19 protein-coding genes are annotated in these 21,386 nt (G+C 72.7%); 10 read left to right on the top strand and 9 right to left on the bottom strand.

Annotated features, from left to right (window positions below; genetic code table 11):
• Nucleotides 1-43: 43 nt before the first annotated feature.
• Nucleotides 44-1,216, bottom strand: coding sequence for an ABC transporter substrate-binding protein (locus OG2516_RS13995; RefSeq protein WP_040615878.1), 1,173 nt, complete (start codon nt 1,214-1,216; stop codon nt 44-46).
• 157 nt (nt 1,217-1,373) lie between these two features.
• Between OG2516_RS13995 and ade the strand changes: the two genes are divergently transcribed.
• The 7 genes from ade to OG2516_RS13960 all read left to right on the top strand — a co-directional run bounded on the left by ade (nt 1,374) and on the right by OG2516_RS13960 (nt 8,534).
• Nucleotides 1,374-3,071, top strand: coding sequence for an adenine deaminase (gene ade / locus OG2516_RS13990; protein ID WP_007256357.1), 1,698 nt, complete (start codon nt 1,374-1,376; stop codon nt 3,069-3,071).
• A gap of 165 nt (nt 3,072-3,236) precedes the next feature.
• Complete coding sequence (gene argE / locus OG2516_RS13985) at nt 3,237-4,394, top strand: acetylornithine deacetylase (RefSeq protein WP_007256356.1); 1,158 nt, start codon at nt 3,237-3,239, stop codon at nt 4,392-4,394.
• Between the two features lie 103 nt (nt 4,395-4,497).
• Nucleotides 4,498-5,271: an SDR family NAD(P)-dependent oxidoreductase gene (locus OG2516_RS13980; RefSeq protein ID WP_007256355.1), complete on the top strand. Its 774-nt coding sequence runs from the start codon at nt 4,498-4,500 to the stop codon at nt 5,269-5,271.
• A complete protein-coding gene (locus OG2516_RS13975; protein WP_007256354.1) occupies nt 5,268-6,137 on the top strand; it encodes a 2-dehydro-3-deoxygalactonokinase in 870 nt (289 codons plus the stop codon). Before OG2516_RS13980 ends, OG2516_RS13975 begins: the two co-directional genes overlap by 4 nt.
• The gene (locus tag OG2516_RS13970; RefSeq protein ID WP_007256353.1) at nt 6,134-6,739 is read left to right on the top strand and encodes a 2-dehydro-3-deoxy-6-phosphogalactonate aldolase; all 606 of its coding nucleotides are present in this window, start codon (nt 6,134-6,136) and stop codon (nt 6,737-6,739) included. Before OG2516_RS13975 ends, OG2516_RS13970 begins: the two co-directional genes overlap by 4 nt.
• Entirely contained in the window at nt 6,736-7,569 is an 834-nt protein-coding gene (locus OG2516_RS13965; protein WP_007256352.1) for an SMP-30/gluconolactonase/LRE family protein, read from the top strand. Before OG2516_RS13970 ends, OG2516_RS13965 begins: the two co-directional genes overlap by 4 nt.
• Complete coding sequence (locus OG2516_RS13960) at nt 7,566-8,534, top strand: aldose epimerase family protein (protein ID WP_007256351.1); 969 nt, start codon at nt 7,566-7,568, stop codon at nt 8,532-8,534. Before OG2516_RS13965 ends, OG2516_RS13960 begins: the two co-directional genes overlap by 4 nt.
• Before the next feature lie 42 nt (nt 8,535-8,576).
• Here the strand turns inward: OG2516_RS13960 and argF are convergent, their stop codons facing one another.
• Together argF and OG2516_RS13950 are read right to left on the bottom strand one after the other, a co-directional pair.
• A complete protein-coding gene (argF, locus tag OG2516_RS13955; protein WP_007256350.1) occupies nt 8,577-9,503 on the bottom strand; it encodes an ornithine carbamoyltransferase in 927 nt (308 codons plus the stop codon).
• Nucleotides 9,504-9,583: 80 nt separating this feature from the next.
• The gene (locus tag OG2516_RS13950; protein ID WP_007256349.1) at nt 9,584-10,768 is read right to left on the bottom strand and encodes an aspartate aminotransferase family protein; all 1,185 of its coding nucleotides are present in this window, start codon (nt 10,766-10,768) and stop codon (nt 9,584-9,586) included.
• Between the two features lie 252 nt (nt 10,769-11,020).
• Here OG2516_RS13950 and OG2516_RS13945 point away from each other — a divergent pair, with 252 nt between their 5' ends.
• Nucleotides 11,021-11,971: a M23 family metallopeptidase gene (locus OG2516_RS13945; protein WP_007256348.1), complete on the top strand. Its 951-nt coding sequence runs from the start codon at nt 11,021-11,023 to the stop codon at nt 11,969-11,971.
• Here OG2516_RS13945 and OG2516_RS13940 read toward each other — a convergent pair.
• The 3 genes from OG2516_RS13940 to OG2516_RS13930 form a co-directional block, all read right to left on the bottom strand.
• Nucleotides 11,968-15,036, bottom strand: coding sequence for a peptidoglycan -binding protein (locus OG2516_RS13940; protein WP_007256347.1), 3,069 nt, complete (start codon nt 15,034-15,036; stop codon nt 11,968-11,970). The two genes, OG2516_RS13945 and OG2516_RS13940, sit on opposite strands and share 4 nt — an antisense overlap.
• A 4-nt stretch (nt 15,037-15,040) precedes the next feature.
• Complete coding sequence (locus OG2516_RS13935) at nt 15,041-16,201, bottom strand: hypothetical protein (protein ID WP_007256346.1); 1,161 nt, start codon at nt 16,199-16,201, stop codon at nt 15,041-15,043.
• 63 nt (nt 16,202-16,264) lie between these two features.
• Nucleotides 16,265-16,816, bottom strand: coding sequence for a gamma-glutamylcyclotransferase (locus tag OG2516_RS13930; RefSeq protein WP_007256345.1), 552 nt, complete (start codon nt 16,814-16,816; stop codon nt 16,265-16,267).
• Between the two features lie 61 nt (nt 16,817-16,877).
• Between OG2516_RS13930 and OG2516_RS13925 the strand changes: the two genes are divergently transcribed.
• Nucleotides 16,878-17,735, top strand: a complete 858-nt coding sequence (locus OG2516_RS13925) for a DUF2125 domain-containing protein (RefSeq protein ID WP_007256344.1) — start codon at nt 16,878-16,880, stop codon at nt 17,733-17,735.
• On the opposite strand, the gene OG2516_RS13920 is transcribed toward OG2516_RS13925, so the two are convergent.
• From OG2516_RS13920 to hisC, 3 genes are read right to left on the bottom strand one after another with little or no spacing between them, the layout of a single operon-like run.
• Nucleotides 17,723-18,553, bottom strand: a complete 831-nt coding sequence (locus tag OG2516_RS13920; RefSeq protein ID WP_007256343.1) for an extensin-like domain-containing protein — start codon at nt 18,551-18,553, stop codon at nt 17,723-17,725. The two genes, OG2516_RS13925 and OG2516_RS13920, sit on opposite strands and share 13 nt — an antisense overlap.
• Nucleotides 18,550-19,467 (bottom strand): prephenate/arogenate dehydrogenase family protein, encoded by a 918-nt coding sequence (locus tag OG2516_RS13915; RefSeq protein WP_007256342.1) that lies wholly within the window; start codon nt 19,465-19,467, stop codon nt 18,550-18,552. The genes OG2516_RS13920 and OG2516_RS13915 overlap by 4 nt, the downstream gene beginning before the upstream one ends.
• Nucleotides 19,464-20,546: a histidinol-phosphate transaminase gene (gene hisC / locus OG2516_RS13910; protein ID WP_007256341.1), complete on the bottom strand. Its 1,083-nt coding sequence runs from the start codon at nt 20,544-20,546 to the stop codon at nt 19,464-19,466. Before hisC ends, OG2516_RS13915 begins: the two co-directional genes overlap by 4 nt.
• Nucleotides 20,547-20,715: 169 nt before the next feature.
• Here hisC and phaR point away from each other — a divergent pair, with 169 nt between their 5' ends.
• Nucleotides 20,716-21,294 carry a polyhydroxyalkanoate synthesis repressor PhaR gene (phaR, locus tag OG2516_RS13905; protein WP_007256340.1) on the top strand — a complete coding sequence of 193 codons (579 nt, stop codon included), beginning with the start codon at nt 20,716-20,718 and terminating at the stop codon, nt 21,292-21,294.
• Nucleotides 21,295-21,386: the final 92 nt, after the last annotated feature.

Raw genomic sequence — 21,386 nt, 5'->3', positions numbered from 1 at the left:
GCACCGCGGCCGCCCTGCCGGCGGCCGCCCGGCCGGTCTGTCGTCAGTAGTCGTTCACCAGCCCGAGGTCGGGCACCGCCTCGATCGTCTCGAATTCGCGATTCACCAGCTGCCCGTCCTCGTCGCGCACGACCTCGCGGATGTAGACGTTCTGGGTGATGTGGCGCGTCTCCGGGTCGATCTGCACCGGCCCGCGCGGGCTGATCCACTCCAGCCCCTTCACCGCCTCGATCGCGGCGGGCCCGTCCGTGCCGGCGGCGCGGATCATCTCGTAGATGACGTGCGCGCCGTCGTAGGCCTGCACCGTCGAGAAGTTCGGCACCGCGTCGGGATGCAGCTCGAACAGCTTGGCGAGGAAGGCCTCGTTCTCGGGCGAGTCGTGGTCGGGCGAGTAGTGGTAGGCGGTGTAGACGCCCAGCGCCGCATCGCCCAGCGCCTCCAGTGTGGTCTCGTCGGTTTCGCCGGTGCCGAGCAGCTGCACCCCGGCCCCGGGCAGGCCGTTGTCGTTGTAGGCCTTCACGAAGGCGAAGGTCGGCGGGCCAGCGGGCAGGAAGGCGAAGACCGCGTCGGGCCCCGCGTCGCGCACCCGCTGCATGAAGGGCGCGAAATCGGTCGTCGCGAGCGGCATGCGGATCGTGTCGAGCACCGTGCCGCCGGCCGCCTCGAAGGCGGTGCGGAAGCCGGTCTCGGCGTCGATGCCGGGGTTGTAGTCGCTCACCGCGATCACGACCTCCTCGATGCCCTGCCCGTGGGCCCACTCCGCCAGCGGCGCCGACACCTGCCAGAGCGTGAAGCTCGGGCGGACGAAGAACCCGCTCTCCTCGGTGATGATCGAGGTGGCCGCGTTGAAGATCACGGTCGGGGTCTGGGACTGGTCGATGATCTGGGCCACGGCCAGCGCGTTGGGCGTGAAGGTGAACCCGGCGAGGTAGTCGACGCCCTCGCGGATGATCAACTCCTGCGCGTGCGAGCGCGCCTGATCGGGGTTCACGCCGCCGCTGTCGCGCCAGATGAACTCGACGGTGTCGCCGTCGACCTCGTGGCCGTGGATCGCCTGGTAGGTGTCGACGCCGGTGCGGAACTGGGTGCCGTAGGTGGCGTAGGGCCCGGAGGTGGGGGCGATGACGCCGACCTTGATGACATCGGCCCACGCGCCGCCCGCCAGCGCGAGGGCGGCCGCCGTCGCGAGCGCCAGTTCCTTGGTCAATCTCCGCATCTATTCCGTCCCTCCGTTGCAGTCCAGACGACGCCCGGCGGGTCGTCGGCGGCCACTCTGAGGCCTCCGGAGCCGCAGCGCAAGGCACGCGCGGCACTGGACCCTCCGCGCCGATTGCGCTCAACTGCGCGGCGAGCAGCCAGCAGGGAGTGCATCAATGGTGGACCTATCGGAGCACATCGCGCAGGGCCGCGGCGACGCCCCCGCCGACCTCGTGCTGCGCGGCGGGCGGGTCTTCGATCTCGTCACCGGCGAGATGATCGAGGGCGACGTGGCGATCTGCGGCGACACGATCGTCGGCACCGGCCATGCCTACGAGGGGCGCGAGGTGATCGACGTCGCCGGGCTGACGCTGGTGCCGGGCTTCATCGACACCCACCTGCACATCGAAAGCTCCCTCGTCACCCCCTACGAATTCGACCGCTGCGTCGCGCCGAGGGGCGTGACCACCGCGATCTGCGACCCGCACGAGATCGCCAACGTGATCGGCCCCGACGGCATCCGCTACTTCCAGGAGGCCAGCCGCCACACGATCATGGACATCCGCGTCCAGCTCTCCTCCTGCGTGCCCTCGAGCCACATGGAAACCGCGGGCGCCGAGATCGGCGCCGAAGCGCTGGCGGGGCTGATGGGGCACCCCTCGGGCATCGGACTGGCCGAGTTCATGAACTACCCCGGCGTGATCCACCGCGACCCGGAGGCGCTGGCCAAGCTGGCGCTGTTCGAGGGCGGCCACATCGACGGCCACTGCCCGCTGCTGACGGGCAAGGACCTCAACGCCTACGCCGCCGCCGGCATCCGCACCGAGCACGAGGCGACGAGCGTGGAGGAGGCGCGCGAGAAGCTGCAGCGGGGGATGCGGGTGCTGATCCGCGAGGGGTCGGTGTCGAAGGACCTCGCCGCGCTGCAGCCGCTGCTGACCGAGCGCACGGCGCCCTACATGTGCCTGTGCACCGACGACCGCAACCCGCTCGACATCGCCGAGCACGGCCACCTCGACTACATGATCCGCGAGCTGATCCGCCTCGGCACGCCCGCCCTCGCCGCCTACCGCGCGGCGTCGCTGTCGGGGGCGGAGGCGTTCGGGCTCAAGGATCGCGGCCTGATCGCGCCGGGGCGGCGGGCGGACATCGTCGCGCTCGGCGCGCTCGAGGCCTGTGACGCGCGGCTCGTGCTCTGCGCCGGCACCCGCGTCGGCGACGCGGCCTTCGCCGCGCGCCGGATCGTCGAGCCCGTCGGGCGTGGCTCGGTCCACGCCCCCCGGCTCGCGCCCGAGCAGTTCCGCGCCCGCGCCAATCGCGAGGAGACCGACGTAATCGGCATCCGCGAGGGGCAGATCCTGACCGACCACCTGCGCGAGACGATCCCGGTCGTCGATGGCGACAAGCGCCCCGACCCGGCGCGCGACCTGGTCCGCATCGCGGTCATCGAGCGGCACGGGCGCAACGGCAACATCGCCACCGGCTTCGTGAAGGGCTTCGGCATGCAGGCCGGCGCGATCGCAGGGACGGTCTGCCACGACCACCACAACATCGCCTGCGTCGGCACCGACTACGCCGACATGGCCCGCGCCGCCAACCGGCTCTCCGAGATCGAGGGCGGCTTCGTCGTGGCCCGCGACGGCGAGATCCTCGCCGAACTGGCGCTGCCGCTGGCGGGGCTGATGTCGCTCGAGCCGTTCGAGACGGTGCGCGACGGCCTCGTCGCGCTCCGCGACGCCGCGCGCGGGCTCGGGGTGACGCTCGAGGAGCCTTTCCTGCAGCTCGCCTTCCTCGCCCTGCCGGTGATCCCGGCGCTCAAGATCACCGACCGGGGGCTGGTGGATGTGACGAAGTTCGAGATCATCCCGGGCTGAGGGGGGCCAGCCCCCCGTCGCCTGCGGCGACTCCCCCCGGCATATTTCCGGCCAGATGAAGCGAGGGCGTCCGCTTCATCTGGCCACAAATATGCGTATCCCACGCGGGGTGCTGGCACTGCGGCGGCGGCGCGGATAGGGATCGGCAAACGAGGAGGGCGCGACGTGACCGACCTGAGCCAGACGCTGGAGCATCTCGACCGGCTGATCGCCGAGCCGACCGTGTCGTCGGATAGCAACCTCGCGCTGATCGACGACATCGCGGGGCGGCTCGAGGCGCTGGGGGCGCGGGTCGAGATCCTGCATGACGCGACCGGCACCAAGGCCAACCTCTGGGCCACCTTCGGGCCGGACGCGCCGGGCGGGATCGTGCTGTCGGGCCACACCGACGTGGTGCCGGTGACCGACCAGGACTGGACGACGGACCCGTTCCGGCTGACCGAGAAGGACGGGCTCTGGCTCGGGCGCGGCACCTGCGACATGAAGGGCTTCATCGCCGCCTGCCTCGCCATGGCGCCGGCCTTCGCCGAGCGCGCGACGGGGCGGCCGCTGCACTTCGCCTTCACCTACGACGAGGAGGTCGGCTGCCTCGGTGGCGCGGCGCTGGTGGAGGCGCTGAAGGCGCGCGAGCTGCGGCCCGAGATGGCGATCATCGGCGAGCCGACCTCGATGCGGATCATCGAGGGGCACAAGGGCTGCTGCGAGTACAAGACCCGCTTCACCGGCTGCGAGGGGCACGGCTCGCGCCCCGACATGGGCGTGAACGCCGTCGACTACGCGGTGCGCTACGCCACGCGGCTGCAGGCGCTCGCGCAGCAGCTGACGAAGCGGGCGCCCGAGGGCTCGCGCTTCGAGCCGCCATGGACGACGATCAACCTCGGCCGGCTCACCGGCGGGCATGCCCACAACGTCATTCCCGGCAAGGCGCTGATGGAGTGGGACATGCGCCCGGTCACGGCCGAGGACGCCGACTTCGTGCGCGAGGACCTCGCCGAGTACGTCGCGCTGACCCTGCTGCCGGCGATGCGCGCCGTCGATCCGCGCGCCGACATCACCGTCGAGGCGGTGGGCGACGTGGTCGGGCTCGAGCCGATGGAGGTCAACGCCGCGCGCGATCTGGTGGCCGAGCTGACCGGGGCGAACGGCACCGACCTCGTCTCCTTCGGCACCGAGGCGGGGCTGTTCCAGTCGATGGGGATGTCGGCCGTGGTCTGCGGGCCCGGCTCGATCGAGCAGGCGCACAAGCCCGACGAGTACATCGCGCCCGACCAGCTCGCCGAGTGCCTGACCTTCCTCGAGCGGCTGAGCCACCGGCTGGCCTGACGCGGGGGCAGAACCGGAGCGCGGCGGGGGACGTTGTGCGGGCACACCCCCTTTCATCCCCCGCGTGACATTGCCTATGGTGCGCGCGAACAGGAGTTCTGACATGGACAAGCAACCGGCCAAGTTCGCCGATCTCGACGGCGCCAGCGTCTTCATCACCGGCGGCGGCTCCGGCATCGGCGCCACGCTGACGCGCGGCTTCCTCGAGCAGGGCGCGAAGGTCGCCTTCATCGGGCGCTCCGACCACGGCGAGTTCGTCGACGAGGTGGAGCGCGAGACGGGCAAGCGGCCGCTCTTCATCCAGGGCGACGTCACCGACACGCCGGTGCTGCACGACGCGATCGACCGGGCCGAGGCGGCGCACGGGCCGCTCGACGTGCTGGTGAGCAACGCCGCCAACGATCAGCGCACCGACCCGATGGAGGTGACCCCCGAGCAGTGGGACGAACTCGTCGCCGTCAACTTCCGGCACTTCTTCTTCGCCGCCCAGCGCGCCGCGCGATCGATGAAGGGGCGCGGCGGCAGCATCATCAACATGTCCTCGATCAGCCACGTCATGGGCGTGCCCGACCTCAATGTCTACGCACCCGCCAATGCCGGCGTCTCGGGGATGACCCGCTCGCTGGCGCGGGCCTGGGGCGGCGACAGGATCCGGGTCAACGCGATCCTGCCGGGGATGGTGCTGACCGAGAAGCAGCTCGAGAAGTGGCTCTCGGAGGACGATATCGACCAGCATGTGAGCCAGCAGGCGCTGCAGGAACGGCTCTACCCCGAGGACATGGTCGGGCCGGTGCTGTTCCTCGCCAGCCGGGCCAGCCACGGGATCTCGGCCCAGTCGATCGTGGTGGACGGCGGCTTCATCGGGGGCGGCATATGAGCGAGCGCTGGGTCGCCTGCGACTGGGGCACGTCCTCGCTGCGGGTCTGGGCAATGGAGGGCGCGACGGCGCTGGATGAGGCGCATTCGGCGCGCGGCATGGGCACGCTCGCGCCCGAGCAGTTCGCCGAGGCGCTCGACGAGGTCGCACCGGCGGAGTGGTCGGGGCCGGTCATCGCCTGCGGCATGGTCGGCGCGCGGCAGGGCTGGGTCGAGGCCGCCTACGCCGCCGTCCCCTGCCCGCCCCTGCCCGACGGGCTGACCCGCGCGCCCGGCGCGCGGGAGGTGCTCATCATCCCCGGCCTGAGCCAGTCCGACCCGCCCGACGTGATGCGCGGCGAGGAGACCCAGGTGGCGGGTTTCCTGGCGCTGAACCCGGGCTGGGACGGGGTGCTCTGCCTGCCCGGCACCCACACCAAGTGGGTCCATGTCAGCGCCGGGGAGGTGGTCAGCTTCCGCACCGCGATGACCGGCGAGATGTTCGCGCTGCTCTCGACCCGATCGGTGCTGCGCCACTCGATGGAGGAGGGCTGGAGCGACGAGGCGTTCCTCGCCGCCGCCGACGTCACCCTGTCGCGCCCCGAACGGCTGCTGAGCGACCTGTTCGCCCTGCGCGCCGGGGCGCTGCTGACCGGCGCGGGCGATGCGCGCGCGCGGCTGTCGGGGCTGCTGATCGGCGCGGAACTCGCGGCGACGCGGCCGTTCTGGCTCGGCCAGCAGGTCGCCGTGATCGGCGCCGACGCGCTGGCGCGCTCCTACGTCACCGCGCTCGACGCCCAGGGCGCCCCCGCCACGCAGGCCAAGGGCGACGCCGTCACGCTCGCCGGGCTGACCGCGGCCTGGCGCCGCTGGAAAGGAGAGACATGAGCCGCAACCTGATCGCCATCCTGCGGGGGATCACGCCCGCCGATGCCGTGCCCGCCGCGGAGGCGCTGATCGAGGCGGGGATCACCCGCATCGAGGTGCCGCTGAACTCGCCCGACCCGTTCGACAGCATCGCGGCGATGGCCGCGGTCTGCGGCGACGCGGCGCTGATCGGGGCCGGCACGGTGCTGACGCCGGAGGACGTGGGCCGGATCGCGCGCGCGGGCGGTCGGCTGGTCGTGTCGCCCAACGCCGACGCCCGCGTCATCGCCGCCACCCGCGCCGAGGGCATGGAGAGCTGGCCCGGCGTGCTGACCCCGACCGAGTGCTTCGCGGCGCTCAAGGCCGGGGCGACGGGGCTCAAGATCTTTCCCGGCAGCCTGCTCGGCCCCGACGGGCTGAAGGCGATCCGCGCGGTGCTGCCCGAGGGCACGCAGGTCTTCGCCGTCGGCGGCGCCGGCCCCGACAACTTCCGCGCCTGGCGCGAGGCGAGCGCCGACGGCTTCGGCATCGGCTCGGCGCTCTACAAGCCGGGCATGAGCCTGGACGACATCCGCACCCGCGCGGCCGACATCGTCGCCGCCTACGACGAGGCCTACGCATGAGACTGCACGACGAAACCTGCTGCACCCTGGGCGAAGGCCCGCTCTGGCATCCGGGCCGCGACCAGCTGTTCTGGTTCGACATCCTGTCCAAGCGGCTGCACACCCGCGGCCAGAGCTGGGAGTTCGAACATTGCGTCTCCGCCGCCGGGTGGGTCGCCGACGACAAGCTGCTGATGGCGAGCGCGGTCGGGCTGCACCTGTTCGACATCGACACCGGCACCAGCGAGGACGTCTGCGCGATGGAGGCCGACGATAGCGTCACCCGCTCCAACGACGGGCGCGCCGACCCGCGGGGCGGCTTCTGGATCGGCACGATGGGGATGAACGCCGAAGACGGCGCGGGCGCGATCTACCGCTTCCACAAGGGCGAGCTGCGCCGGCTCTACCCCGGCATCTCGATCCCCAACGCGATCTGCTTCGCGCCCGACGGCCGCTTCGCCTGCTTCGCCGACACCCCGAGCGGGCAGGTCATGCGGGTCGCGCTCGACGGCGAGGGCTGGCCGGACGGCGAACCGGAGGTGTTCGTCGACATGAACGAGGCCGGGCTGAAGCCCGACGGCGCGGTGTTCGACAGCGACGGCAATCTCTGGTGCGCGCAGTTCGGCGCAGGGCGGGTCTCGGTCTACGGGACGGACGGCGCGCTGAAGACCTTCGTCGGCCTGCCCGCCGCGCAGACCACCTGCCCCGCCTTCGGCGGCGAGGGCCGCGCGACGTTGTTCGTCACCTCCGCCGCCGTCGGCCTGTCGGACGCGCTCAATCCGCACCACGGACGCACCTTCGCGGTCGAGACGACCGCGCGTGGGCAGGCGGAACACCAGGTGCGGCTGTGACGCCGGCGGGCCACACCGCCGACGGCACGCCGGTCGAGGCGATCACGCTGTCGGCGGGCGAGCTGACGGTGACGTTCCTGACGCTCGGGGCGATCCTGCAGTCGGTGCGGCTGGCAGGCGTCGACCACGACCTGACGCTCGGCTCGACGGACATCGCCGACTACGAGCGCGGCGGGATGCACTATTTCGGCGCCGTCGTCGGCCCCGTCGCCAACCGCTTCGCGGGGGCGCAGGCGCCGCTCGGGGGCGAGATGCGCCGCTTCGAGGCCAACCAGGACGGCAAGCACCTGCTGCATTCGGGCAGCGTCGGCACCTGGGGCAAGATCTGGCGGGTGGCCGAGCGGCGCGACGACGCGGTGACCTTCGCGCTCGACCTGCCCGACGGCGAGGGCAACTTCCCCGGCAATCGCCACCTCGAGGCGCGGTTCGAGGTGCGCGCGCCGGCGACGCTGGCGATGACGCTCACCGCGACGAGCGACGCGTTGACCTTCATGAACATGACCAACCACAGCTACTGGAACCTCGACGGCAGCGAGGACTGGGCCGGCCACAGGCTGCGCGTCGACGCCGAGCGCTACATGCCCGTCGACGCCGACGCCGCGCCGACGGGAGAGGTGCGGGAGGTGGCGGGCACGACCTTCGACTTCCGCACCGAGAAGCCGCTCGAGCGCGACGACCCGGCGCTCGATCACAATTTCTGCCTCTCCGATGGCCGCCGGCCGCTGCGCGAGGTGCTGCGCCTCGAGGGGGCGTCGGGGGTGGCGATGACCATGGCGACGACCGAGCCGGGGATGCAGGTCTACGACGGCCGCGACGGCATCCGCCCCGGCCACGGCCCCTTCGAGGGGCTCGCGATCGAGGCGCAGGGCTGGCCCGACGCGCCCAACCACGCGGGCTTCCCCTCGATCGAGCTGGCCCCGGGCGAGACCTACCGCGCGGAGACGGAGTGGACTTTCACCCGCTGAGCCACGTGGGAGGTGCGCAATGAATGCGCACCCTAAGGCGGCTCAGGCGCCGAGGCACCAGCGCATGATGGCCTTCTGCGCGTGGAGCCGGTTCTCGGCCTCGTCGAAGATCACCGAGTGCGGCCCGTCCATCACCTCCGACGTCGCCTCGTCGTCGCGGTGGGCGGGCAGGCAGTGCATGAACAGCGCGTCCGGCTTGGCCCGCGCCATCAGCGCGGCGTTGACCTGGTAGCCGCGCAGCTGGTTGTGGCGGCGCTCGCGGGCCGATTGCGGATCGTGCATCGACACCCAGGTGTCGGTGACCACGAGATCGGCCCCGGCGACGGCCTCGGCCGGATCGCGCACCACCTCGACCTTGCCGCCCGCGGCGCGGACCTCCTCGAGCAGCTCCCGCTCGGGCTCGAGCGGCGGCGGCCCGGTGAAGGTCAGGTCGAAGCCGAACTGTCCGGCGGCGTGGGCGAAGGAGGTGAAGACGTTGTTGCCGTCGCCCGACCACACCACCTTGCGGCCCCGGATCGGCCCGCGATGCTCCTCGAAGGTCATGATGTCGGCCATGATCTGGCAGGGGTGGCTGCGGTTGGTGAGGCCGTTGATGACGGGCACGTCGGCATACTCGGCCATCTCGAGCAGGGTCTGCTCCTCGAAGGTGCGGATCATGATGAGGTCGACGTAGCGCGACAGCACGCGGGCGGTGTCGGCGATGGTCTCGCCGTGGCCGAGCTGCATCTCGCTGCCCGACAGCACCATCGTCTCGCCGCCCATCTGACGCACGCCGACGTCGAAGCTGACGCGGGTCCGGGTGGAGGGCTTCTCGAAGATCAGCGCGACCATGCGCCCGGCCAGCGGCGTCTCGTCGTCGGGCGTGCCCTTGGGGCGGCCGGCGCGGGCATCCTTCATGGCGCGCGCGGCGTCGATGATGCCGCGCAGCTGGGCCGGATCGGTGCAGTGGATGTCGAGGAAATGGGTCATGGGTCTGTGCCTTCGATGCCGGTGGGACCGGGGGTTTCACACCCCCCGGACCCCCGTGGGATATTTGCAGAACAGAGAAATCAGGCGGCGGCGGTCTCGAGCCGGGCGGCGGCGCGGTCGAGGCGGGCGGCGGCCTCGGCGATGTCCTCGTCGGAGATGTTGAGCGCCGGCAGCAGGCGCACCACGTTGTCGGCGGCGGCGACGGTGAGGACCTCCTCGGCGTAGCCCGCGGCGACGAGGTCGGCGGCGGGCGGCTTGCACTTCAGCCCGAGCATCAGCCCGGTGCCGCGCACCTCCTCGAACACCTCCGGATGCGCCGCGACCAGCCCCTCGAGGCGCTGGCGCAGGGCGCCGGCCTTGCGGTTGACCTCGGCGAGGAAGGCGTCGTCGCCGACGATCTCGAGCACCCGCGCGCCGATGGCGCAGCCGAGCGGGTTGCCGCCGTAGGTGGAGCCGTGGGTGCCGGCGGTCATCGCCCGCGCGGCGGCCTCGGTGGCGGCGACGGCGCCGAGAGGGAAGCCGCCGCCGATGCCCTTGGCGATCATCATGATGTCGGGCGCCACGCCGGCCCATTCGTGGGCGAAGAGCTTGCCGGTGCGCCCGACGCCGCATTGCACCTCGTCGAAGATCAGCAGCGCGCCGGTCTCGTCGCAGAGGTCGCGCAGGCCCTTCAGGCAGACGTCGGGCAGCACGCGGATGCCGCCCTCGCCCTGGATCGGCTCGACGAGGATTGCCGCGATGTCGGGCGCGGCGGCGGCCTCGCGCAGAGTGTCGTGATCGCCGAACGGCAGCACGGTGAAGCCCGGCAGCAGCGGGCCGAAGCCCTTCGTCATCTTTTCGGAGCCGGCGGCGGCGATGGCGGCGGAGGAGCGGCCGTGGAACGCGCCGGTGAAGGTCAGGATGCGGCTGCGCTCGGGCGCGCCCCGATCTGACCAGTAACGCCGCGCCATCTTCACCGCGAGCTCGCAGGACTCGGTCCCCGAGTTGGTGAAGAACACCGTGTCGGCGAAGGTCTTGTCGACGATCAGGTCGGCGAGCCGGGTTTGCTGGGGGATCTCGAAGAGGTTGGACAGGTGCCAGACCTTGCCCGCCTGCTCGGTCAGCGTCTCGACGAGCGCCGGGTGGGCGTGGCCGAGGGCGTTGACGGCGATGCCCGCGCCGAGGTCGAGGAAGCGTCGTCCGTCGGTGGTCCACAGCCAGCTGCCCGCGCCCTTCTCGAAGCTGAGGGGCGCGCGGTTGTAGGTCGGGAGGATCGACGGGATCATGTCAGTTGTCCTGGAAGGAAGGGAAGATACAGAGGTGCCGCAGGGGCACGGGGCTGTCAATGTCGCGGGAGAGGACGGCGGCGCACCAAAGCGCCCGGCGCGGGTCAGCGTCGGCGTCGGCGGGCGGAGAGGAGCGCGCGGGCGGTCATGGCGGAGGCTTAGCGCGGATCGGCAAGCTTGGGAAGCCGCCCGGACCTTGTGGCGGCGCGGGGCGGCTCGCTAGGGTCGGCCGGCAGCAGGAGGGCGGCGGAAATGCGGTGGTGGCTGGCGGTGACGGCGGGGCTCGCGGCGCAGGCGGCGGAGGCGGAGATCCGGCTCGCGCTGCCGGTGGACTGCCGGCTCGGGGAGAGCTGCTACATCCAGCAATATACCGACCGCGACCGCGGACCCGGCGCCACCGACCACGCCTGCGGCACGCTGAGCTACGACGGCCACAAGGGCACCGACTTCGCGCTGCCGACCCTCGCCGACCTCGACCGCGACATCGCCGTGCTCGCCGCCGCGCCGGGGACCGTGCGCGGGGTGCGCAACGACATGGCGGACGCGCTGCCCTGGACGCGGGGCGACATCGACGGGCGCGAGTGCGGCAACGGCGTAGTGCTCGATCACGGCGACGGCTGGGAGACGCAATATTGCCACATGCGGCGCGGCTCCGTGGCGGTGCGCACCGGCGAGCGGGTGGCGCGGGGGCAGCGGCTCGGGGTGATCGGGCTGAGCGGGGAGACAGAGTTTCCGCACCTGCACCTGTCGGTGCGGCGCGACGGGGCGGTGGTCGATCCGTTCGACGCCGACAACAGCTGCGGCGCGCCGGTGGTGAGCCTGTGGGAGCAGGCGCCGGACTACCGTCCGGGCGGCCTGCTCGCGGCGGGCTGGGCGGCGGCGGTGCCGGACTACGCCGACGTCAAGGCCGGGCGCGCGGACGCGGAGGCGCCGGTGGGGCGCGACGCGCCGGGGCTGGTGCTCTGGGGCTACGCCTATGGCGGGCGCGCGGGCGACGTGCTGCGCCTCGCCTTCACGGGGCCGGAGGGCGTGCGCTTCGCGCAGGAGGCGGCGGTCGAGCACGACCAGGCGCTGTTCTACCGCGCCGGGGGGCGGCGGACGCCGGCAGGCGGCTGGCCGGCGGGGCGCTACACCGGCACCGTCGAGCTGGTGCGCGACGGCGCGGTAATCGACCGGGCCGAGACGGCGATCACGCTGGATTAGCGCTCCGTCAGCTTGAGCTCGATGCGGCGGTTGGCGGCGCGGGCCTCCTCGGTGTCCTCGTCGATCAGCGGCTGGTGCTCGCCGAAACCGTTGGCCGCGAGGCGATCCGGCGGGAAGCCGAGGAAGTCTTCCATGTAGCGCACCACCGACAGCGCCCGGGCCTGGCTGAGCTCCCAGTTGTCGGCGTACTCGCCGGTGCCCGACAGCGGCAGGTCGTCGGTGTGGCCGTCGACGCGGATTACCCAGTCGATGCCGTCGGGGATGTCGTCGGCGATGTCGCGCAGCAGGTCGGCGACGCTGGCGATCTGGGCGCGCCCGGCGTTGCTGAGCGTGGCGCTGCCGGGGGCGAAGAGCACCTCGGAGGAGAACACGAAGCGGTCGCCGGCGATCTGCACGCCCTCGCGGCCCTCGAGCAGCTGGCGCAACTGGCCGAAGAAGTCGGAGCGGAACTGCTGCAGGTCCTGCTCGAGCCGCGCGGCCTCTTCCTCGAGCCGGCGGCGCTCGGCCTCCTCCAGCTCGCGGCGGCGGCGCTCCTCGGCGGCGGCGCGGGCGAGCGCGTTGTTGAGCTGCGCGCCGAGCGCCTCGAACTGGACCTGGTTCGCGCGGTCCTCGTCCTCGGCCACGTCGAGAAGCGCCTGCAGCGAGCCGACCTGGTTGCGCAGCCGCGTGACCTGCTCGTTGAGCAGCGCGATCTCGCGCTGGGCCTCGGCCGAGATCGCGGCCTCGCCCTCGAGCGCTGCGTTGGCGGTGGCGAGCAGCGCGTCGCGGCGCTGCAGGTCGGTCAGGCGGCTGTCGGCAAGCTGCCGGGCGGCGTCCCGGGCGGCGACGGCTTCGGCGAGGCGGGCGCGCAGGGCCTCGCGCTCCTCCTCGGTGGTCTGCTCGAGCGCCGCCATCTCCTCGGAGAGCGCGGCCTGCGCCAGCAGCGCCTCGGCGAGGCGGGCGTCGAGCGCGTCGCGGTCGGCGGCGGTCTCGGCGGCCTCGGTGCGGGCGGCGGCGAGCTCGGCCTCGAGCGCCTCGCGGGCCAGAACGGCGGTGGCGAGGCGGCGCTCGACCTCCTCGCGCGCGGCGTCGCCCTCGGCGATGGCGGCCTCGAGCGCGGCCTGCGCGGCGGCGAGGTCGCCCGCGGCGGTCTCCTCGGCGGCCAGGGCGGCGGCGAGGCGGGTGGCGAGATCGGCCCGCGTGCGCTCGGCGTCGGCGAGGGTGGCGACGGCGTCGGCCTCGGCCGCCTCGCTCTCCTCGGCGCGCAGCAGGGCGGTGGCGAGTTCGGCCTCGGCGGTCTGGCGGGCGAGCACGGCCTCGGCGAGACGCTCCTGCAGCGCCGCCTCGGTCTCGTCGCTCTCGGCGAGGGCGGCGTCGAACACCTCGCGGGCGGCGTCGAGATCGCCCCGCGCGGTCTCGGCGGCGGCCAGCGCGGCAGTGAGGCGGGCGGAGAGGTCTTCGCCCGTTTCGGCCAGCGCGGCGGCCTCGGCGGCGGCGGCATCGCGGGCGGCGGCCAGGCCGTCGATCTCGGCGAGCGCGGCGGCGAGCTGTTCGGTGAGGCTGGCCTCGGTCTCGGCGGCGGTCGCCTCGGCGGCCTCGCGGGCGAGCACCGCGGCGGCGAGGCGCTGTTCGAGCTCGGCTTCGGTCGCCTCGCCTTCCGCGAGCGCGGCGTCCAGCGCGGCCTGCGCCGCCGCGAGGTCGCCCTGCGCGGTCTCCTCGGCGGCGAGCGCGGCGGCGAGGCGGGCGGAGAGCGTCGCCGCCTCCGCCTCGGTTTCGGCCAGCGCGGCGCGGGCGGCGGCGAGCTCGGCCTCGGTCGTCTCCTGCACCTCGAGCGCGGCGAGCAGGCGCGCGTCGAGCTCATCGCGGCTCCCGGCGAGGGTGGCGAGGCGCTCCTCGGCGGCGGAGCGGGCGAGCAGCGCGGTGGCGAGCCGGCTGTCGAGGTCGGCGGCGACGCCCTCCATCCGCTCGATCGTCGCGTCGGCGGCGGCGAGCTCCTCCTCGGTGGACGAGACGAGATCGAGCGCGGCGAGCAGGCGGGCGTCGATGCGGTCGCGGTCTTCGCTCACGGTGGCGAGCCGCTGCTCCAGCTCGTCCTGCAGCAGCAGCGCGGCGGCGAGATCGGCGTCGACCTCGTCGCGCGCGGCCTCGGCGGCGGCGAGCAGGGTCAGCGTGTCCTCGGCGCGCTGGCGCTCCTCTTCCAGCGCGAGCGTCATCGCGGTCAGCTCGGCGTCGGCCTCGGCGAGGCGGGCGCGCAGGGCCTCGGCGGCGGCGGCGTCGGCGAGGCGCGCGGCCTCGGCCTCGTCGAGCGCCTCGGCGGTCTCGCTGAGCTCGGCGATCTGGGCGTCGGCCGCCTCGGTCTCGGCGCGCAGGTCGGCCACCAGCGCCTCCAGCGCCTCGCGGCGGGCGGCGGCGAGGCGGGCGGCCTCGGCCCCGGCGTCGATCTCCTCGCGGGCCTGCGCCAGCGCCAGCGCCGTGGCCTCCTGCTCGCTCATCAGCTCGGCCTCGCGCTCCGACAGCTCCGCGATGCGGGCCGCATCGTCGCGCTGGTCGGCGAGCAGGCCGGCTACGCGGGCCTCGAAGTCGGTGATCTGCGCCTCGGCCTCGGCGAGCGCGGCGTCCTGCGCGTCGCGCTGGTCCTCGAGCAGCGCGATGCGCGCCTCCGCCCGGCTGCGCTGCTCCTGCAGGCCCGCGACCTGCGCCTCGTAGCCGGCGATGCGCGCCTCGGCGTCCGACAAGGCCGCCGCCTGCGAGTCGCGCTCGTCGCGCAGGTCGGAGAGCTGGGCATCGAGCTGGGTGCGCTCGTCGCCCAGCTCCGAGACGCGGGTGGTCAGGCTGCCGACGCGCTCGGCGAGCGAGGCGGAGCGGTCGCGCTCGAGGCCGAGCGCCTGGGCGAGGCTGTCGACCTGCTCGGTCAGCTCCGAAAGCCGGCTCTCCTGGCCGGTGATGGTCTCGCGCAGGGTGTATTGCAGGACCATGAAGATGGTGATGACGAACATCAGCACCAGCAGCAGACCGGTCATGGCGTCGACGAAGCCCGGCCAGATCGAGGCCTGGAACCGTTGCCCGGATCGGCGGCTCAGAGCCATCCTGTCAGTACCCTTCCCGGCCGCCCGCCGTCGCGCGGACCGCGCGTCCCAGCGCCGCCATGTCGGTGCGCAGGTCCGCGACCACCTCCTGCCGGCCGGCGGCCATCTCCTCGAGAATCCGCAGCAGCTGCACGTCGATCGAGCGTAGCCGCATCCGGCTCTCGGCGTCGATCCCCTCGATCCCGCTGTCGGCGATCACCTTGATGAGCCGCTCCTGCCCCTCGGCGACGCGCTGGAGCTGGTCCGACAGGGTCGTGCCGGCCTCCATCTTGGCGGCAAGGTGCTCCATCGACTGCGCCAGCTCCCCGAGCCGCTCGTCGACCGCGGCGCGGCCGACGTCGGTCTGGGTGAACATGTGCTGCAGCGCTTCCATCTGCTCGGCCAGGTTGTCGATCACCGGCCCCATGATGCCGGCCTCGCCGCCCTCCTCGCCCGCCAGCCCGACGCGGGTGATCGTCGACAGCCACTCTTCGAGCTCGCGGTAGAAGCGGTTCTGGCCATGGCCCGCGAACAGCTCGAGCAGGCCCACGACGAGCGAGCCGGCGAGCCCGAGCAGCGACGAGGCAAAGGCCACGCCCATGCCGCCGAGCTGGGTCTGCAGGCCCGATTGCAGCCGGTTGAAGATGTCCGCCCCGCTCTCGCCCTCCTGCGCCGACAGCGAGCCGATGGTCTCCACCAGCCCCGGCACGGTGGTGGCGAGGCCGTAGAAGGTCCCGAGAAGGCCGAGGAAGATCAGCAGGTTGACGATGTAGCGCGTGATCTCGCGGTTCTCGTCGATCCGCTCGGAGACCGAGTCGAGGATGGAGCGCGACGAGGTGGCCGACAGCTGCATCCGCGCGCCGCGCGAGCGCAGCAGCGTCGCCAGCGGCGCGAGCAGGCCGGGCGGCTGGGTCAGGTCGTGGCCGACGTCGTGGGCGGCGAAGCCCTCGATCCAGCGCACCGAGTAGATGATCTGGGCGATCTGCCAGAAACAGCTCACCACGCCCACCGCGAAGACGAGCGCGATGAAGCCGTTCAGGTAGGGGTTGGCGGTGAAGACCGGCCCGACGCGCGGCAGGGCGAAATAGACCCCGACCGTGACCAGTGCGATCACGATCAGCATCGAGATGATCTGGCGCCAGGGCTGGGTGAACTGCGGCTCGGCCTCAGGTTCCCGTTTTGCCATCCGCGACGGGTCCTCGCTTCCTTGTGTTTCCGCGAGCCTATAGCCCCGCAGGCAGAAACAAAATCAAAATGTGGTGGGTGCGCTCTTCTCGCCGACAATGTCGCGCACGCGCGCCACGAGCCAGTCCATGTCGGGATCGTGGATGCCGAGCTGGCCGAGGTGGTCGTGCGTGTTGACGAGGTAGTCCGTGTTGGGGCCGCGCCCGCCGTGGGCGCGGGCGATCATCCGGGCCTGGGTCTCGAGGTCGATTTGGACGTACTGGCGGTGGGTGGCGTCGACGATGTAGGCCAGCGCCTCGACCTCGCGCCCGTCGGTCAGCGCCAGCGGCACCCGCGCCTCGTAGTAGGCCGACGAGATCAGCTCGCGCTCGCGCAGCTCGGCCAGCACGCGCTCCTCGTCCGCGGGCGCCACCCGCAGCGCCAGCCCGGTGCAGACCGCCCCCTCCTGCGCGTCGAGCGCGAGGACGAGGCCGGGCTCCGCCTCGCTGCCGCGGTGGTGGATCGAGAGCATGCAGAACGAGCGGTGGTAGTCGTCGAGCCGGGCGAGCGCCGTCTCGGCGGGCACGAAGCCCGGGTTCCACAGCAGCGATCCGTATCCGAAGACCCAAAGCGTCATCACTGGCCCTCCCCGGCCGCGCCCTCTAAACACCAGGGCACGCTGCAGGGAAAGGGGCGCGATGCGCATTCTGCTGATCCTCGTCATCGCCGTGGGCGCGATCTGGGCCGGGGCCTGGTGGGTCATCACCCGCGACGCCGACGCCGCGACCGAGGCGCTGGTCGCGGAGATGCGCGACGCGGGCTGGGAGGTGCGCTGGGACGAGCTGCGCACGCGCGGCTTTCCCTCGCGCATCGACACCACGGCCACCGGGCTGGAGATCGCCTCGCCCGGCGGCGGCTTCGCCTACGCGACGGAGCGGCTGCAGGAGCTGCGGCTGCTCTACCGGCGCGAGCGGGCGATCTTCGCCGCCGCGCCCGGCAACCGCCTGGATGTGGGCAGGCGCAGCTTCGACATCGAGGCCGAGGCGCTCCGGGCCAGCGCCGACCTGCTGGCGGGCGAGGTGCTGGACCGGGTCACGCTCGAGGCCGAGGCGCTGCGCACCGAGGGCCTCGCGGCGGAGGGCATCCTGGCGGCGATGCGCCCGGCGGCGGGGGTGGAGCACGGCTACGAGCTGTACCTGTCGGTCGAGCAGCTTGCGCTCGGCGGCGCCGCGCCGGGGCCGCTGACGGTGGATGCGCTCGTCGCCTTCTCCGGCCCGCTCGACCGCGCCGCCCTGACGGCGCCACCCCGGCTGGAGCGGTTGCAGGTCCGCAGCCTCACCTACCTGCCCCCCGAGGGCGACGTGCGCGTCTCGGGCATCTACGAGCGCGACGCCGACGGCCGGCTCGCCGGCGAGCTGGGGCTCGAGGGCGAGGGGCTGGCGCGGGTGCCGGACCTTCTCGACGCGCTGCTGCCCGAACTCGCCGCAGAGGTGAACGCCGCCCTGCCGGGCGAGGCGGTGACGGTGCCGCTCGGCGCCGCCGCTCAGCGGCAGTAGGCGCCTCCGCCGCGGCGGTTGACGGCGGTGTCGAAGTGGAAGTGGTCGCGGTGGGCGGCATTGGAGTCCGGCCCGAGGACGGTGCCGAAGATGCCGCAGGCCGCCTGGTGCATCTGGCGCAGCTGGAAGCCGTGGTCGGCGCTGTCCCAGTCGGTGAGCAGGGTCATCTCGCTGCCGTCGGCCAGCCCGATCCCGGCGATGTCGATGGCGTGGCCGAAGGAATGCTCCGACAGCCGCGCCCCGGCGACGTTGTTGCGGCCCCGGCAGGCATAGCCCGCGACGACGCGGATCGAGACCGGCCCGCCGCCCTCGCTGCCGACCGACGGCTTCAGGCCGCGGTCGACCCACGTCTTCAGCGCGCTGGCGGTGGTGCAGTCCATCCGCGCCGGGCGCGACAGGGCGATGCCGGAGACCGACGTCACCCGCACGGCGTCGGCGATGCCGCAGCGGCCGGGGCCGTCGACATTGCCGATGCGCTCGCCCTGGATCGCCGGATCGTTGCAGACCGACCCGGCCGCCTGCCGATCGAGCAACCGCGCGGCGGCGGCCCGCACGCCGGGCGTGCGCAGGCTCGGGCGCAGCGAGCGGGCGGGCGCGAGGCGGCTGATGTCGACGTTGTACCAGTCGGGCGCGCCCGGCGCGGCGGCGACGGCCGGGCTCTGCGGCGCGGCCGGGGCAGGCGCGGCGGTCTCGGGCGACGACGAGGTCGATGTGCTCGCCACCGCCCCCGCGCGCGCCTCGGGGCGCGGCGAAGTCGCCGGGGCCTCCGCGAGCGCCGGCTGCGCGATCAGGCAGAGCGCCGCCGCGAGCGTCCTCACCGCTTCGGCCCCCGGCCGAAGTCGGGCGCGGCGGTGTCCTGCCCGGCCTCGATGATGCCGCGGCGGATGGCGCGGGTGCGGGTGAAGTACTCGTGAAGATGCGCACCGTCGCCGAGACGGATGGCCCTCTGCAGGGCGAAGAGCTCTTCGGTAAAGCGGCCGAGGATTTCCAGGGTCGCCTCCTTGTTGGTCATGAACACGTCGCGCCACATGGTGGGATCGGAGGCGGCGATCCGGGTGAAGTCGCGAAAGCCGGCGGCGGAGTACTTGATGACCTCGCTGTCGGTGACGCGCCTGAGATCGTCGGCGACACCCACCATGGTGTAGGCGATAAGGTGCGGCGTATGTGAGGTCACCGCAAGCACCAGGTCGTGGTGATCGGCGTCCATCCGCTCGACGTTGGCGCCGAGCCCCTCCCAGAAGCCCTCGAGGCGGCTGACGGCGGCCTCGTCGGAGCCCTCGGCGGGCACGACCAGGCACCAGCGATTGTCGAACAGCTCGGCGAATCCCGCGCGCGGGCCGGAATATTCCGTCCCCGCCAGCGGGTGCGCGGGCACGAAGTGGACGCCCTCGGGGATGTGCGGCGCGACCGCCTCGATCACCGCCTTCTTGACCGAGCCGACGTCGGAGACCGTCGCGCCGGGCGCGAGCGCCGGGGCGATCTCCTCGGCCACCGCCCCCATCGCGCCGACCGGCACGCAGAGCACCACGAGGTCGGCCCCCGCCACCGCCTCGGCGGCGCTGTCGCAGACCCGGTCGCACAGGCCGATCTCGCGCGCGATGTCGCGGGTCTCGGCGCTGCGGGCATAGCCGGTGATCTCGCCGGCGAGCCCGCCCCGGCGCATCGCCCAGGCCATCGACGACGCGATCAGCCCGAGGCCGATCAGCGCGACGCGCTCGTAGCGCGCGCTCACCGCCGGCCCTCCCGGAAGGTCTTGATCGCGGCGACGACCCGGGCGCAGTCGTCCTCGGTGCCGACGGTGATGCGCAGCGCGTCGGGAAAGCCGTAGCCGACGATCCGACGCACGAGGATGCCTTCCTCGCGCAAGTGCGCCTCGCAGGCGGCGGCGACCTCGGCGCTCTCGAAGCGGGGCATGATGTAGTTGGCGTGCGACGGGTCGGACGGCAGCCCGAGCGCCGCGAGCGCATCGGCGAGCCACGCCCGCATCCGCGCGTTCTCGGCGCGGCAGGTCTCGACCCACTCGCGGTCGCGCATCGCGGCCTCGGCGGCGGCGAGCGCGGGGCCGGAGAGGTTGAACGGCCCGCGCACCCGGTTGAGCACGTCGATCACCTCGCGCGCCGCGTAGCCCCAGCCGACCCGCATCGCGCCGAGGCCGTAGATCTTGGAGAAGGTGCGAGTCATCACGACGTTCGGGTGCCGGTCCACAAGCGCCGCGCCGCCGTCGTAGCCCTCGGCGTACTCGGTGTAGGCGCCGTCGAGGACCAGCAGGCAGTTGTCCGGCAGCGCCGCCGCGAGGCGCGCGAGCTCGGCGTCGGGCAGCCGCGTGCCGGTCGGGTTGCCGGGGTTGGCGATGAACACCATCCGGGTCCGCTCCGTCACCTTGCCGAGGATCGCGTCGACGTCGACCGTCCGCGCGCGCTCGGGTGCCTCGACCGGCGTGGCGCCGGCGGCGAGGGCGGAGGTCTTGTGGAGCGCGAAGCCGTGCTCGGTGTGGATCACCTCGAGGCCGGGGCCGACATAGGCCTGGCAGAGGAAGATGAAGAGCTCGTCGGAGCCGACGCCGCAGATGATCCTGTCGGGATCGAGCCCGTGCACCTCGCCGATGGCGGCGCGCAGCGCGGCGTGGTCGGTCGAGGGGTAGCGGTGCATCGTGGCGATGGCGGCGGCGGCGGCGGCGCGTGCGCTCGGCGGCGGGCCGAGGGGGTTCTCGTTGGAGGACAGCTTGAGCACTTCGCTGCGCCCCGGCAACGTGCTTGCTCCGCCCTGGTAGAGCGCGATGTCCATGATCCCGGGCTGTACGTCGATGCTCATGTCGGTCCCCCTGTCGCGCGCCTCTCCTAGAGCAAGATTCGCCGGCGGGGAAGCAGCGCCGCTTTTGCCTTGCAGCATCGGCCGGCGCCGCGCAGGGTTGTGCCTTGAGATTCCGCCGCGTAGCATCTTCTGCAGTGCCGCGAGGCACACCCGGTTCGGGGAGGACACGTTGGCCGAAACCACCGACAAGCCGCTGCTGATCAAGCGCTACGCGAGCCGCCGGCTCTACAACACCGAGACATCCGACTACGTCACGCTCGAGGACATCGCCGCCTTCATCCGCGACGGCCGCGAGGTGCAGATCGTCGACCTTAAGTCGGGCGACGACCTCACGCGGCAGTACCTGCTGCAGATCATCGCCGAGCACGAGAGCCGGGGCGAGAACATGCTCCCCGTCGGCGTGCTGACCGACCTGGTGCGCAGCTACACGACCCAGTCGATGTCGGTGATGCCGCAGTTCCTGTCGATGAGCTTCGACATGCTCCGCGAGGGGCAGTCGAAGATGATGGAGAACATGGGCGGCATGGGCGGCCTCGGCCCGATGGGCAAGATGCCCGGCATGGACGCGATCCGCGCCCAGCAGGAGGCGTTCCTGAAGGCGATGACGGGCGGCATGATGGGCTCCACCGGCCCCGCCCGCGAGGAGCCGCGCGGCGGCAAGGCCGGGTCCGGCGGGGACGACCTCGACGAGATCAAGAAGCAGCTTGCCGAGTTGCAGGACAAGTTGGGGAAGATGGGGAAGCGGTAGGGGCGGTTGTGTCGTAGTCGGGCGGGTCGGGTGGTGCCGGGCTGAAGCCCGGCCTACGGGACAACATGTCATCAACGCCGCGCGTGATCGTA

Origin of the sequence: Oceanicola granulosus HTCC2516 (genome assembly GCF_000153305.1) — a bacterium.
Lineage (GTDB): Bacteria > Pseudomonadota > Alphaproteobacteria > Rhodobacterales > Rhodobacteraceae > Oceanicola > Oceanicola granulosus.
Note: the sequence above shows the minus strand (reverse complement) of the source record. Positions and strands in the feature narration are given on the sequence as shown.